Origin of the sequence: Archangium gephyra, assembly GCF_049060025.1 — a bacterium.
Lineage (GTDB): Bacteria > Myxococcota > Myxococcia > Myxococcales > Myxococcaceae > Archangium > Archangium gephyra_A.
On record NZ_JBMEQQ010000002.1, the window covers coordinates 8,528,064 to 8,540,948 of the forward strand.

Annotated in this window: 12 protein-coding genes; 10 read left to right on the forward strand and 2 right to left on the reverse strand. The window is 71.1% G+C overall.

Going from position 1 to position 12,885, the window contains the following annotated elements; all coding sequences use genetic code 11:
* The first annotated feature begins 759 nt into the window (after nt 1-759).
* The 8 genes from ACN28I_RS37320 to ACN28I_RS37355 are packed head-to-tail and all read left to right on the forward strand — an operon-like array spanning nt 760 to nt 8,316.
* Complete coding sequence (locus ACN28I_RS37320; protein ID WP_420946666.1) at nt 760-1,377, forward strand: hypothetical protein; 618 nt, start codon at nt 760-762, stop codon at nt 1,375-1,377.
* The gene (locus ACN28I_RS37325; RefSeq protein ID WP_420946667.1) at nt 1,374-2,894 is read left to right on the forward strand and encodes a phage baseplate assembly protein V; all 1,521 of its coding nucleotides are present in this window, start codon (nt 1,374-1,376) and stop codon (nt 2,892-2,894) included. The genes ACN28I_RS37320 and ACN28I_RS37325 overlap by 4 nt, the downstream gene beginning before the upstream one ends.
* Entirely contained in the window at nt 2,895-3,233 is a 339-nt protein-coding gene (locus ACN28I_RS37330) for a hypothetical protein (protein ID WP_420946668.1), read from the forward strand. It begins immediately after the preceding gene.
* On the forward strand, nt 3,230-3,664 hold the full coding sequence (locus ACN28I_RS37335; RefSeq protein WP_420946669.1) for a GPW/gp25 family protein: 435 nt from the start codon (nt 3,230-3,232) through the stop codon (nt 3,662-3,664). Before ACN28I_RS37330 ends, ACN28I_RS37335 begins: the two co-directional genes overlap by 4 nt.
* Nucleotides 3,664-6,255, forward strand: coding sequence for a putative baseplate assembly protein (locus tag ACN28I_RS37340; protein WP_420946670.1), 2,592 nt, complete (start codon nt 3,664-3,666; stop codon nt 6,253-6,255). The genes ACN28I_RS37335 and ACN28I_RS37340 overlap by 1 nt, the downstream gene beginning before the upstream one ends.
* Nucleotides 6,242-6,757 (forward strand): phage tail protein, encoded by a 516-nt coding sequence (locus ACN28I_RS37345; RefSeq protein WP_420946671.1) that lies wholly within the window; start codon nt 6,242-6,244, stop codon nt 6,755-6,757. Before ACN28I_RS37340 ends, ACN28I_RS37345 begins: the two co-directional genes overlap by 14 nt.
* Nucleotides 6,757-7,818: a hypothetical protein gene (locus ACN28I_RS37350; protein WP_420946672.1), complete on the forward strand. Its 1,062-nt coding sequence runs from the start codon at nt 6,757-6,759 to the stop codon at nt 7,816-7,818. Before ACN28I_RS37345 ends, ACN28I_RS37350 begins: the two co-directional genes overlap by 1 nt.
* Nucleotides 7,819-7,830: 12 nt before the next feature.
* Nucleotides 7,831-8,316 (forward strand): hypothetical protein, encoded by a 486-nt coding sequence (locus tag ACN28I_RS37355; RefSeq protein WP_420946673.1) that lies wholly within the window; start codon nt 7,831-7,833, stop codon nt 8,314-8,316.
* 4 nt (nt 8,317-8,320) lie between these two features.
* Here the strand turns inward: ACN28I_RS37355 and ACN28I_RS37360 are convergent, their stop codons facing one another.
* Entirely contained in the window at nt 8,321-9,094 is a 774-nt protein-coding gene (locus ACN28I_RS37360) for a hypothetical protein (RefSeq protein ID WP_420946674.1), read from the reverse strand.
* Nucleotides 9,095-9,277: 183 nt separating this feature from the next.
* Between ACN28I_RS37360 and ACN28I_RS37365 the strand changes: the two genes are divergently transcribed.
* Nucleotides 9,278-10,678, forward strand: a complete 1,401-nt coding sequence (locus ACN28I_RS37365) for an FAD-binding oxidoreductase (RefSeq protein ID WP_420946675.1) — start codon at nt 9,278-9,280, stop codon at nt 10,676-10,678.
* Between the two features lie 230 nt (nt 10,679-10,908).
* A complete protein-coding gene (locus ACN28I_RS37370; protein WP_420946676.1) occupies nt 10,909-11,547 on the forward strand; it encodes a Uma2 family endonuclease in 639 nt (212 codons plus the stop codon).
* On the opposite strand, the gene serA is transcribed toward ACN28I_RS37370, so the two are convergent.
* Nucleotides 11,525-12,775 carry a phosphoglycerate dehydrogenase gene (gene serA, locus ACN28I_RS37375; protein ID WP_420946677.1) on the reverse strand — a complete coding sequence of 417 codons (1,251 nt, stop codon included), beginning with the start codon at nt 12,773-12,775 and terminating at the stop codon, nt 11,525-11,527. The genes ACN28I_RS37370 and serA overlap by 23 nt on opposite strands.
* Nucleotides 12,776-12,885: the final 110 nt, after the last annotated feature.

Below are 12,885 nucleotides of genomic sequence, written 5' to 3' on the forward strand. Positions count from 1 at the left end.
CTGAGCACCGGACCGCGCACGGGCGGGCCTTCGCCTCGTCCGCCGCCGGAGCGCGGGACTGACGCTCCGGTGTCCGGCAGCGCGCGTGTGGACGCCCCGGCGGCGCCTCGTGACGGTGGCTCTCTTCCCACGGTGCCCCGAATGGGTACTCAGGAAGGAGCGCGCTTCACCCGGACCCGAGGGCTCTCTCTCCGCTCGCTTCCCGAGACCTCGTCGTCCTCGGAGAGCCAGAAGCCCACGTTCTTTCTCGGGACACGTCCGGTTGAGCAGGGGAACCCAGGATCTTTCACACCCTCACCCCGTCCCTCTCCCAGGGGGATAGGGGTGATGGGCGGAGTGAGGACTCCAGGTCACGCAGCGGGCGTGGGCTCATCGCCTACGGCGCGGTCCTCTCCATTCCCGATGCCCGAGCCCTCTTCCCGGGAGACGTCGCGCCCCCGGGAGACGGCCAGGGCCGAGCCATCCCCCGCGCCCGGTGTGGCGTTTTCCTTCGACGCTTCGCACCCGTGGCCGGAGCCCCCCGAGCTTCCTTCCCCTGAAACCGGCGACCCGCTGTCGGTGCTCCGTGATTGGGAGCGGCTGCGCCGGCTGGAGCGCGAGCAGCGAGGAGAGTGATGGAGCGCGTGGCCTTCCTCATCGAGCCCGAGGGCATCCGGCTGGGCGCCCTGCTCAACCCCGAGACGCTCGTGGTGCGCCGGACGGCGGGCGTGCGGCCCCGGCGTGCGCTGGGCGTACCGCTCTCGGGGGCCGGGCTCATGGATGACCCGCTCCTCTTCACCGGAGGCGGCACCACCGAGCTCAAGCTGGAGGCTCCTCTTCGATGTGACGCTGGCGGGCTCCTCGGTGGCGTCGGAGGATGTGAGGGACCTGACGCGGCCCCTGTGGCAGCTCGCGGAGAACGCGCATGCCGAGGAGGGGTACGGCCGCCCCTCGTTGCTGCGCATCGTCTGGGGCAAGGTGCTGAACATGCCGTGCGTGGTGGCCTCGGTGGCCGAGCGGCTGGAGCACTTCACCCCCACCGGTGCGCCCCGGCGCTCCTGGCTCTCGCTGCGCCTGCTGCGCGTGGAGGAGGAGATCGCCCGGCAGGTGGAGGCCCCGCGCGTTCCCCCGGGAGGCGTCGGCGCCGAGAGCGAGCAGCTCGCCAATCAAGTGGCCTCGAGTCTCCCGCCCGAGGCCTTCGACACCCAATCCGTCCTCGGGGGTGGGCCGGAGCCGGGCTCGGGCCAGCGCCTGGATGAGATCGCCTGGGAGCGCTACCGGGACCCGTCGCTGTGGAGGCTCATCGCCTCGCTCAACGGCATCGCCGACCCGATGCACCTGGGCACGGGCACGGTGCTCCGCCTGCCACCGGCCTCGGCCATTCGGGGGACGACATGAGATCCGTCCGGGGACTGCCCGAGCTGCGGGTGGAGCTGGACGGGACGCCGATGGCGCCCGAGGAGCTGCGCACCCTGGAGTCGGTGCGCGTGCAGCAGCACCTGTCCCTGCCCGCGCAGTGCGAGCTCACCTTCACGGACCCGCGAGGGCCCCTGGCCACGCGGGGCCTGCCTCCGGGCAGTGCGCTGCGCATCTCGGTGGCCGCCCGGCGCAACCCGCTCTTCGTGGGCGAGGTGACGGCGGTGGAGTACGTCCATGGCGCCTCCGGCACACGGCAGGTGCGCGTCCGGGGCTACGACCTGCTCCACCGCCTGCGCAAGCGCCAACCGGTACGGGTGCACGCGCAGGTGACGCCGAGGGACCTGGCGCGCGAGCTGGTCTCGGACCTCGGCCTGACCATCGAGGCCTCCGAGCCGGGACCGCTCTCCCACCACCTCATCCAGCACGGACAGTCGGACCTCGAGTTCCTCGTGGAGCAGACGGAGCGCTGCGGCCTGTGGCTGGTGCTGGAAGAGGGCGTGCTGCGCGTGCTGTCCCTGGACGGGCACGGAGACCCCATTCCGCTGGTGATGGGCGAGTCGCTGCTGGAAGCGAGCGTGGAAGTGAATGGAGACCCCGCGTGCCGCTCGGTGTCCTCGGCGGGTTGGAACGCCCTGCAAGGCGAGGTCTACAAGGCGAGCCCCTCCGGAGGCCGCGTGGGCCGGCGGGTGGAGGCCTCCGTGCCCCCGGAGCGCGTGGGGGGCAGCGGCGAGCGGGCGCTCGTCAACGAGAACGCGGAGGACACCGCGCACGTGGAGGCACTGGCCCGGGCGGAGCTGGACCACCGGCTGGCGCGCGAGGTGGTGCTCACCGGGTTGGCGGAGGGAGACCCCCGGTTGCGTCCCGGCACGCGCGTGGACGTGCGCGGCGTGGTGCCGGTGGTGGCGGGCCAGTACGTCCTCACCTCCGTCACGCACACCCTGGATGCGCAACACGGCTTCCTCTCCGAGCTGTCCTCCGCGCCTCCGTCCCGGCGCACCCGCCCGCGGGCCTCCTCGGTGGTGCCGGGCGTGGTGAGCCGGGTGGATGACCCGGAGAACAAGGGCCGGGTGCGCGTCTCGCTGCCCACCTGCGGCGACGTGGAGACGGACTGGATGCAGGTGCTCAGCGCGGGGGCTGGCGCGGGCAAGGGCCTGGTGATGCTGCCGGACGTGGGCGACACCGTGCTGCTCATCCTCCCGGGAGAGGACCCGGCCCGGGGCGTGGTGGTGGGCGGCCTCTACGGGACGAACGGGCCGCCGGACCCGGGTGTCTCCGGCGCGGCGGTGCGCCGCTTCAACCTGCTCACCCCGGGGGGGCTCAAGCTGCGCTTCAACGACGAGACGCAGACGCTCCGGCTGGAGGACCCGCAGGGCAGCTACCTGCAACTGTCTCCCCATGTCGTCCGCCTGCACGCCGAGACGGCGCTCGAGATCGAGGCCCCCGGCAAGTCCATCACGATCGAAGCCGCCACCATCGATTTCCGGAGGAGGGACTGAATGCGTTGGGTGACCGTGGACGCATCGCTGCAGTGCGCGCACCTGGGCGGAATCGGCCTCACCGCGGCGCAGTCCTGGGTGACCATCGAGGGCCGCCCGGTGCTCGTCCAGGCGGACCCCGAGGGCCGGCCCATCGCGGGCTGTCCCAACATCGGGCCCACCATCAAACCCTGCACCACCACGCTGAAGGTGCAGGCGGGCTACTCCGCGTGGATTCGCGTGGACGGCAAACCCGTCGTCCTCGACATCGTCACCGGGCTCACGGATGGCACGCCGCCGGGCGTGGTGAAGTACCACTGCACCGCGCCCGGTCAGCCCTTCGTGTCGGAGGGCCGATGAACGCTCCCCGCTACCGCGCCTGGCGCTTCCTCCACCCGGACCTGGACCTCGTCGGCGTCGGGCCCGGCGGCCTGCGCCTGTCCCCCTCGGGGGGCATCGCCATGGTGCAGGAGGAGGCCTCGGTGCGTCAGGCCATCCTCCTGCTGCTGTCCACCGTGCCCGGCGAGCGCGTCATGCGCCCGGACTACGGCTGCGAGCTGCACCGGCTCGTCTTCGCGCCCAACGACGACACCACCGCGGGCCTCGCCATCCACTACGTGCGCCGGGCGCTGGAGCGCTGGGAGCCCCGCATCGATCTGCTCGACCTGGACGCCAACCGGAGCGCCGAGGAGCCCTTCCGGCTCGACATCTCGCTCGAGTACCGCGTGCGCACCACCCAGCGCACGGACCGGCTGCGCTTCGGCCTCGATCTCGCCGGAGGGCCCGCCTGATGCCGCTGCCTTCGCCCAACCTGGATGACCGCAGCTTCCAGCAGCTCCTGGAGGAGGCCCGCAACCGCATCGCGCGGGTGAGCCCCGAGTGGACCGACCTGAGCCCGCATGACCCGGGCATGGTGCTGCTGGAGGTCTTCGCCCACCTGACGGAGACGATGCTCTACCGGCTCAACCGGCTGCCGGAGAAGGCCTACGTCGAGTTCCTCCGCCTGCTCGGCGTGCGGCTGCAACCTCCGAGCGCCGCCACGGTGCGATTGCGCTTCAGCCTCGCGCGCCCCGCCACGAGCCTGGTGGAGATTCCGCGCGGCACGGGCGTCACCACCTCGCGAGCCGAGGCCGGTGCCGAGCCCGTCATCTTCCTCACCGCCGAGCCCGTGCGCATTCCCCTGGGAGGCACGGAGGTGGAGGTGCTCGCCCACCACGGAGAGCAGGTGGAGGCGGAGCTGGCGGGAGTGGGCACGGGAATGCCGGGCCTGTCCGTGACGGCGCGCCGCCCGCCCATCGTGTCGCCCACGGGGGATGGCCGGGACTTGATGGTGGGGGTGGAGGCCCTGCCCGGAGAGCTGGACGGACGCGTGCCCGCGCGCAAGCTGGGGGACAAGACGTACCGCATCTGGCGCGAGGTGGAGAGCTTCGCCAACCTGCCACCGGACGAGCCCGCCTATGTGGTGGACCGGATGACGGGCACCATCACCTTCGCACCCGCGGCCCACATGACGGGAGAGGACGGCGCGCTGTCCACCGAGCCGCGCGCCCTGGCGGCGGTGCCGAAGGCGGGCCGGTCCATCATGCTGTGGTACCTGCGCGGCGGAGGGCTCACGGGCAACGTGGCCTCGGGGACGCTGGACACCCTCAAGACGGCGCTGCCCGGGGTGAAGGTGACCAACCCCTCGCCGGCCGTGGGAGGCCGCGCGGCGGAGACGCTGGAGAACGCGCTCGTCCGGGGTCCGCAGGAGCTGCACTCGCTGGGGCGCGCCATCACCGCCCAGGACTACGAGCGGCTGGCGCTGCGCAGCTCGGGAGCGGTGGCCCGCGCCAAGGCCTTCACCCAGGCCCAGCTCTGGGCGCACGCGCTGCCGGGCTCGGTGGAGGTGCTGCTGGTGCCCTACCTGCCGCCCAACGTCCAGGGGCCCTCGGGCGAGGGCGTCACCCAGGAGTCGCTGCGCGAGCACGAGACGGAGGAAGCGCGGGCCCGCATCGAGCGGGCGCTGGACGAGCGGCGGCCCCTGGGCACCACGTGCCAGGTGGGCTGGGCGCGCTACAAGACGGTGCGCGTGCGGGCGCGCGTGGTGGTGCACCGGGCGGAGGACCCGGCCGCGCTGAAGCGGCGCTCGCTGGAGCGGCTGCACCAGGCCCTCAACCCGCTGCCCACGAAGCTCCAGCCGGGAGGGTGGCGCTTCGGCCAGTCGCTGCGCGTCTCGCACGTCTACGACACCCTGCTCGCCGAGCCCGGCGTCAGCTACGTGGACCAGGTGCGCCTGCTGGTGGACGAGGTGCCGAAGGACGTGCGCACGCTCTGCGAGGACACCTTCCAGCCGCGCACCTTCTACGCGGGTGGGGGCGATGCCCTCTTCCGGACGGTCTCCGACGCGGACGGCTGGGAGCGCGTGGGCCGCTTCCCCGGACAGCAGGTGGAGGTGGTGGAGGCCCATCCGCAGCGCGCGGGGCTGGTGGCCGTGGCCGCGCGGCTGACGGACGAGCCCCAGCGCTCGCGCATCCACCTCTCTCTGGACAGCGGTGAGACGTGGGCGCGCACCACGCACACGCTGGACCATGTGGAGGACCTCGCGTGGATGGTGCGCGACGGCGTGCCCGTGCTGCTGATGGCCACGCGCGTGGGCCTCTTCGAGCTGGCGGTGCAGGAGGGCGCCACCCCGTTGCAGGTGCTGGTGGACCCCTCGGACCATGACCTGGGCTTCCTCTCCGTGGCCGCCTCCACGGACGCGCGCGGCGGGGTGAGCGTCGCGGTGTCGGGCATGAGCCTGCGCGGTGTCTACCTCTCCAGCAGTGGCGGGCGCGGCAACAGCTTCCGGCACATCGGCCTGCGCAACCAGGACGTGCGCGTGCTGGAGGTGCAGCGGGACGGGCCGCGCTCCTTCCTCTGGGCGGGACTGGCCGCGGCCAGCGGCGCGGACCCGGGCAAGGGGTGCTCGAGCTGGGAGTTGCTCGGCTCGGCGGACCCGCCGGACGGGTGGCGCCCCCTGGACAAGAACTGGGATGGAGGCAGTTGCCTCGCGCTCGCCTTCGACGGGGCCATGGCCTATGCCGCCACGCACCGCGCGGGCGTGCTGTGGATGGACGCGAGCCGGCGCGAGTCCTCGTGGAGCCGCCCCGGGGTGGACAGCGGCCTGCCGTTGCGCGAGCGCGAGCGCCTCTTCCAGCCCGTGTTCGCCCTGGCGGCGCCGCCCGGGGGCGGGCTGCTGCTCGCGGGAGGCCCGGCCGGTGTCCATCGCCAGCGCGAGCCGGGGGGCCAGTACGGAAACTGCTCGACGCAGGAGTTCACGGAGAAGGTGACGCTGCCTCCCTCGTGGCTCCTGGTGTCGGGCCCGCATGAGCTCGAGGTGGTGACCGTCGATGAAGCGGAATGAAATCACCCGGCTGCTGCCCGGCGTCTTCCAGCGGACGCTCCACGAGAACGGCCCGCTGGTGGCACTGATGGATGTGATGGAGGCGCTGCACGCGCCCTCCGAGGCGTTGCTGGCCGAGCTGCCGGCGCTCTTCCACCCGCTGCGCGCGCCGGAGCGCTTCGTGCCCTTCCTGGCGCACTGGGTGGACCTGGGCGTGCCCGTCACCACGGGCCTGGGACGGATGCGCGAGCTGGTGGCCGAGGCGGTGGAGCTGTCGCGCTGGCGGGGCACGGCGCGGGGGTTGCTGCTCTTCCTGCGGACGGCCACCGGCAGCGAGGACTTCGTCATCGAGGAGCAGGTGCCCGGCCCCCACGGGCGTCCCCGGCCCTTCCACCTGCGCGTGCGCGCCCCGGCGGAGCTGGCCGCGCACCGGCCCATGGTGGAGGCCATCATCGAGCGGGAGAAGCCCGCCTACGTCACCTACGAGCTGCACTTCGGGCAGCCCACACCAGGAGCGAGCTGATGCCGCGCGCCTTCGACATCACCGCCACCACGAGCAGCGTGCCATTGGACCCCGCGGGCCACGGCGAGGTGTCCTTCACCATCTCCAACAAGCTGGGAACGGGGGTGAGCGTCCGGGCCACGGTGGAGCCGGCCGCCAACGTCCAGCCCGAGTGGATGAAGTTCCCGGATGGGATGGAGCGGACCCTGTCGGCGGATGGCACGGCGGTCATCCCGGTGAGGATCTCCGTCCCCGCGGGCACACCACCGGGCTCGTATGGCTTCACGCTGGTGGTGGCGAGCATCTCCAACCCGGACGAGCACTATGACCGGGGACCCTCGGTGGCCTTCACCGTGCGGGAAGCGGCGGTGCCCGTGAAGAAGCCCTTCCCCTGGTGGCTGGTGGCGCTCGCCGCGGGGGTGCTGCTCATCGTGGGCATCGTGGTGGCCATCCTCGCGTCGGGTGGGGGAGAGGAGGGGCCCGGGCTCGGGGTGGCCTGCGCGAAGAAGGAGCCGCGGTGCGGGAAGGACCTCACCTGCGGCACGGGCAACCTCTGCGTCGGCACGGCGGGCTTCAAGGGGTGCGCGAGCGGCGAGCAGTGCGCCACGGGCCGCTGCGAGGGGGACCGCTGTGAGGAGCGCGTGGCCCTGACGGACAAGTGCGACAGTGTGGATGACTGCCAGGAGCCCCTGGCGTGTCACGAGGCGGCCTGCCGGGGGCTCGCGGGTTTCAGTGGCTGCGAGAAGCCCGAGCAGTGCGTCACGGGCCGCTGCCAGGAGGGCACGTGCCAGGAGCAGATCTCGCTGGGAGACACCTGCGACAGCAACGATGACTGCCGCTCTCCGCTGACGTGCCACCAGAACTTCTGCCTCATTCCCGTGGGGGAGAAGTGCACCCACCCCTCGCAGTGTGTCTCCGGCGCCTGCAACGGGACATGCAATCAGGTCGCCGTGCTCTGCCCCCGATGCCCACTCGGAACGGTGTGCGTCGAGGGCAAATGCGTGAGGCCGGCCATCATCCGGGACCACCGCCTCCTCCAGGAGATGCAACTCGAGCCGAGGCGCTCGGTTCCCAGTCCCTGAGGAGCGCGTGCCATGGAGCAGCCCAAGCCTTCCACCCTCCTGCTCATCCTGGCGGTGTTCGCCTGCATCATGATGTACGTGCTGGGGGCGGGCCTGGGCGCGCAGGACCGCTCCTCCAAGGGCTCCAACCCGATGTCGAAAGAGGAGCGGCAGCGGCTGCGCGAGCGCTTCATCAAGCCGCGGCCGGTGGCGGAGGAGGACCTGAAGACCACGGGCTGCGTGCTGTCCGACGGCACCGTGCGGGTGGCGCGGGGACTGGCGTGCCGGGTGGACATCGCGAAGGCGGGGGCGCGGGTGCGCACGGTGAATGTGGAGCCGCTGTCGGGGAGCCAGGTGGACGTGAGGCTGGAGCCGAAGGGCGGGCCCGCCATCCCCGCCTCCATCGATGGGCTGGGAGAGCGCCGGGGGCTGGATGTGCCCGAGGAGGGAGCCACGCTGTCGCTGACGTGCACCCGGGGCGTGGGGAACACCTCCGAGTGCCCGGTGAAGCTGCGCTGAGACTTCAGGCCGTGGTGCGCTTGAGCTTGAGCACCCGGAGGATGGAGACGAGCGCGCCGATGAAGAGGACTCCGGCCCAGACGAGGCCGAGGATGGCGACGATGATGGCGCCCACGGCGTCGGTGATGCTCACGAGGATGATGGGTACCCACCCGTGCAGGATGCTGAGGAGGGCGCCGGCCAGGAGCGAGGTGAGGAAGAGCAGCACGAGCCCCTTGTTCTGGAGGAAGCGCGGCTGGGCGAGCACGAGGCAGACACCGGCGCCCACCTTGAAGGCCATGAGGAGGCCGAGCGTGGCGGAGGCGCCGCCGCGGTTGAAGAAGCCCCAGATGGCCAGGTAGGCGATGGTGCCGAAGGGCACCGAGGTGAAGAGGGACACCATGAGCAGCAGCAGGCCGATGGCGCCCACGAGCATGGCGATACCGGCCAGCAGGGCCACGATGGCGCCCACGAGCGACACCACGCCCTGCACCTGGCCGTGGACGCGCTCGGGGATGAGGAGGCTGGCGCCCATGAGCCCGAGGGTGAGGAGCAGCAGCCCGTCGACGAGCGCGAGGTAGGGAATGCCGAGGCCCGGAGTGGGAGGGTTCTCGCGTTGCATGGCGAGCACCTCGTCGACACTCACATCATCCTGAGCGCCCTCGCTGCGCAGGTTGGCCTCGATGTCCGCGCGGCTGGCGACGGGGCGGGGCAGCACGATGGAGGCGCCCACCTCGACGAGGACACAGAGGCCGAGCAACACCAGTGCCGCGATGAACAGAGGCTTGCGCAACTCCATGCTGGCTCCCCCCGCTCGCGGCAAGCCGCCACGAGCCGCGCGGAGGATAAGCACGGGGGCATGGACCGGCTGGGCGCGGGTGCCGCGTCTGTCCAGGCGCGGACGCGGCGCCAGGGCATGAAAGCGCTCCGTGCCTCGCTCGCTGGCTTGCCATGGGCGAGCCCCTGCACTAGTGCTCCCGTCATGGCCGACGTGCTCCCCGAGGCGTTCCTCCGTGCTGTTGCCGATGGTTTTCCCGCGGACTTCCTCACCCGCGAGTCCAGCGAGCTCCAGGAGTACGGGCGCGACTGGACGCGCGTCCATCCCCCCGCCCCCAGCGCGGTGGCCTTTCCGCGCACCACGGACGAGGTGGCGCGGCTGCTGGCCCTGTGCAACCAGTACCGGGTGCCGGTGGTGCCCTCGGGCGGGCGCACGGGCCTGGCGGCCGGAGCGGTGGCCGCGCGTGGCGAGCTGGTGCTGTCGCTCCAGCGGATGAACCGGATGGAGCCGGTGGAGTTGCTCGGCAATACGGTGCGTGTGCAGGCGGGAGCCGTCACCGAGGCCGTGCACCACCACTGCGCCGAGCACGGCCTCACGTGGCCGGTGGACTTCGCCTCCAAGGGCTCGAGCCAGGTGGGTGGCAACATCGCCACCAACGCGGGTGGGGTGAAGGTCATCCGCTACGGCCTCACGCGCCAGTGGGTGCTCGGCCTGCAGGTGGTGACGGCGCAGGGGCAGGTGCTGGAGCTCAACGGCGCGCTGGAGAAGAACAACACGGGTGCGGATCTGCGCCAGCTCTTCATCGGCAGCGAGGGCACGCTGGGCATCATCACCGAGGCCACGCTCAAGCTGACGCCGTTGCCGGGCAAGCAGGACGTGTTCCTCTTCGCGGTGCCGGACGTGGCCGCCGTGCTGCGGCTGTTCCGCGAGGCCCGCCGCGCCCCGCTGCTGCTGAGCGCCTACGAGTTCTTCACGGACAAGTGCCTCGCGCGAGTGCAGCGCCACCGCAAGCTGCGCTCGCCCTTCGAGGCCCCGAGCGGCTGCTACGTGCTGATGGAGGCCGAGGGCAAGGACGCGGCCGAGGTGGAGGGCTGGCTGGGCTCGCTCTTCGAGAAGGGGCTGGTGACGGACGGCACCATGGCGCAGAGTCCCTCGCAGGCCAGCGAGCTGTGGGCGCTGCGCGAGAGCATCAGCGAGAGCCTGTCGGCCACGGGGCTGCCGCACAAGAACGACGTGTCGCTGCCGGTGGCGAACCTGGAGGCGTTCTGCTCCGAGATGGACGCGGTCTTCGGCGAGCGCTACCCGGGCTGGGAGATCGCCTTGTTCGGCCACATCGGCGACGGCAACCTCCACATCAACATCATGAAGCCCGAGGGCATGGAGAAGGCCGAGTTCCTCGCGCACACGAAGAAGGCCGACCCGACGATGTTCGAGCTGGTGCGTAAGCACGGCGGCAGCATCTCGGCCGAGCATGGCATTGGCCTGCTCAAGAAGGACTACCTGGCCTTCTCGCGCTCCCCGGCCGAGCTCGAGATGCTGCGCACGCTCAAGCGGGCCCTGGATCCGAACAACATCCTCAATCCGGGGAAGATCCTCGACGTGTAGACGTGATGTTTCACGTAGGTTGCTTCCGGGTGACTTCGGAAGTAATCTTCTGGTGAGACAACGTGCCTCCTGCCCGGATACCGGGTGGGCAGGCCGCCATGCTTGTCCACGGCCCCGCATTCCCGAGGTTTGGGGCTCCGGGGGACTGGCGGGGCGGACGCGGAGGGAAGATGCTGAGTCCTGGAGCGACGAACTGGACTGAATCGACGGACTGGAGAGGACGCGCTGGGATGGCGGAGGAGAAACAGCCCCCTCATCGTGAAGCCACCTACGAGGAGCTCCTGGCTCTTCCTTCCCATGTGGTGGGGGAGCTTCTCGATGGGGAGCTCGTTGCGTCACCCCGGCCCGCGAGCCCTCATTCGGCCGCCAGCTTCGCGCTCGCCATGGAGCTGGGTGGTCCCTTCCAGCGTGGCCGGGGCGGTCCGGGCGGCTGGTGGTTCTTCACCGAGCCGGAGCTGCACTTCGGCAAGAGCGTGCTGGTACCGGACCTGGCGGGTTGGCGGCACTCGCGCATGCCCACGCGCTCCAATGTCCCCAACTTCACCCTCGCTCCGGACTGGGTCTGCGAGGTGCTCTCCCCCTCGACGGCCCGCATCGACCGCACCGTCAAGAAGCGCATCTACGCCCGGCAGGGGGTGGAGTTCGTCTGGCTCGTGGACCCGGTGCTCCGCATCCTGGAAGTCCTCCAGCGCCACGAGGGCCGATGGCTGGAGCGGGGCTCCTGGAGCGGCAACGTCCGCGTCCGTGCCGAGCCCTTCGAGGCCCTCGAGCTGGAAGCTCGAGGCCCTCTGGTTCTCCGAGTCGCCCGAGCCCGGTTGAATCACCGGGCTTCGGAGCACCTCCGGCTCAGGACACGATGCGCGTCTTGATGTCCGTCGTCAGGCCCGCGATGGCGTGGCACACCGGGTCGGCCACGTCCTGGTCCAGGTCCATCAACAGGTAGCCGATGTTCGCGTCCGTGCTCAGCACCTGCGCGTGGATGTTGGCGTTGAGGTCCGAGACGATCTTGTTGATGTCGCGGAGCACGCCCGGCGTGTTGCGGTGCACGTTGAGGATGCGGTGCGTGTTGGCGATCAGCGGCGTCTCCACCTGCGGGAAGTTCACCGCCCCCGTGGTGGCCCCGCTGCGCACGAACTTGATGAGCGAGGTGGCCACTTCCTTGCCAATGGCCGCCTGCGCCTCCTCCGTGGAGCCGCCGATGTGCGGGGTGAGGATGACGTTGGGCAGGCCCTGCAGCTCGGTGACGAAGCCGTCGCTGTTCGTCTCCGGCTCCGTCGGGTAGACGTCCACCGCGGCGCCGCCCAGGTGGCCCGACTTGAGGGCGTTCGCCAGCGCCGGAATATCCACCACCGTGCCACGGCTCGCGTTGATGAGGCAGCTCCCCTTGCGCATCCGCGACAGCTCGGCCGCGCCAATCATCCACTCGGTGGACGGCGTGGCCGGCACGTGCAGCGTCACGAAGTCCGAATGCTCCAGCAGCTCGCCCAGCGAGGCCGTGGGCCGCGAGTTGCCCAGCGGCAGCTTCGTCATGACGTCATAGAAGACGACGCGCATGCCCATGGACTCGGCCAGCACGCCCACCTGGGTGCCGATGTGCCCGTAGCCGACGATGCCCAGCGTCTTGCCGCGCACCTCGTGGCTGCCCGTGGCCACCTTGCGCCACTGGCCCAGGTGCACCTCGCGGTTGCGGTCTCCGAGCTGGCGCGTGAGCATGACGATCTCCGCGATGACCAGCTCCGCCACGCTGCGCGTGTTGCTGAAGGGCGCGTTGAAGACGGGCACGCCGTGGACGTTGGCCGACTTCAGGTCCACCTGGTTGGTGCCGATGCAGAAGGCTCCCACCGCCAGCAGGTTGGGCGCCTTGGCGAGCGCCGGCTCCCACACGTTCGTCTTGCTGCGGATGCCCAGCAGGTGCACGCCCTGGATCTTCTCCTCCAGCTCCTCGGGCTTGAGCGCGCCCTTGAGCCGCTCCACCTGGAAGCCCTCCGCCGCGAGCATCTCCTCGGCGGACGCGTGGATGTTCTCCAGCAGCAGAACCTTCAGGGGGCCTTCGATGGACACCGGCGTGGAAGGCGACGGGAACTTGGGCGTGCTCATATGGAGCACTGCGTTAGATCCCGCTCCCCGGGCTGTCAAGCGTCTGCTACTCCCACACGGGGGCCGCCCGCCACGAGGGCGAGCGGCCCGGTACTGCCTGGACGTCCGCC

Excerpts from the sequence above, each read along its gene's own strand:
- ACN28I_RS37320 (WP_420946666.1), top strand. The coding sequence starts at position 760 with ATGACCCGCTCCTCTTCACCGGAGGCGGCACCACCGAGCTCAAGCTGG.
- ACN28I_RS37325 (WP_420946667.1), top strand. The coding sequence starts at position 1,374 with ATGAGATCCGTCCGGGGACTGCCCGAGCTGCGGGTGGAGCTGGACGGG.
- ACN28I_RS37330 (WP_420946668.1), top strand. The coding sequence starts at position 2,895 with ATGCGTTGGGTGACCGTGGACGCATCGCTGCAGTGCGCGCACCTGGGC.
- ACN28I_RS37335 (WP_420946669.1), top strand. The coding sequence starts at position 3,230 with ATGAACGCTCCCCGCTACCGCGCCTGGCGCTTCCTCCACCCGGACCTG.
- ACN28I_RS37340 (WP_420946670.1), top strand. The coding sequence starts at position 3,664 with ATGCCGCTGCCTTCGCCCAACCTGGATGACCGCAGCTTCCAGCAGCTC.
- ACN28I_RS37345 (WP_420946671.1), top strand. The coding sequence starts at position 6,242 with ATGAAGCGGAATGAAATCACCCGGCTGCTGCCCGGCGTCTTCCAGCGG.
- ACN28I_RS37350 (WP_420946672.1), top strand. The coding sequence starts at position 6,757 with ATGCCGCGCGCCTTCGACATCACCGCCACCACGAGCAGCGTGCCATTG.
- ACN28I_RS37355 (WP_420946673.1), top strand. The coding sequence starts at position 7,831 with ATGGAGCAGCCCAAGCCTTCCACCCTCCTGCTCATCCTGGCGGTGTTC.
- ACN28I_RS37360 (WP_420946674.1), bottom strand. The coding sequence starts at position 9,094 with ATGGAGTTGCGCAAGCCTCTGTTCATCGCGGCACTGGTGTTGCTCGGC.
- ACN28I_RS37365 (WP_420946675.1), top strand. The coding sequence starts at position 9,278 with ATGGCCGACGTGCTCCCCGAGGCGTTCCTCCGTGCTGTTGCCGATGGT.
- ACN28I_RS37370 (WP_420946676.1), top strand. The coding sequence starts at position 10,909 with ATGGCGGAGGAGAAACAGCCCCCTCATCGTGAAGCCACCTACGAGGAG.
- serA (WP_420946677.1), bottom strand. The coding sequence starts at position 12,775 with ATGAGCACGCCCAAGTTCCCGTCGCCTTCCACGCCGGTGTCCATCGAA.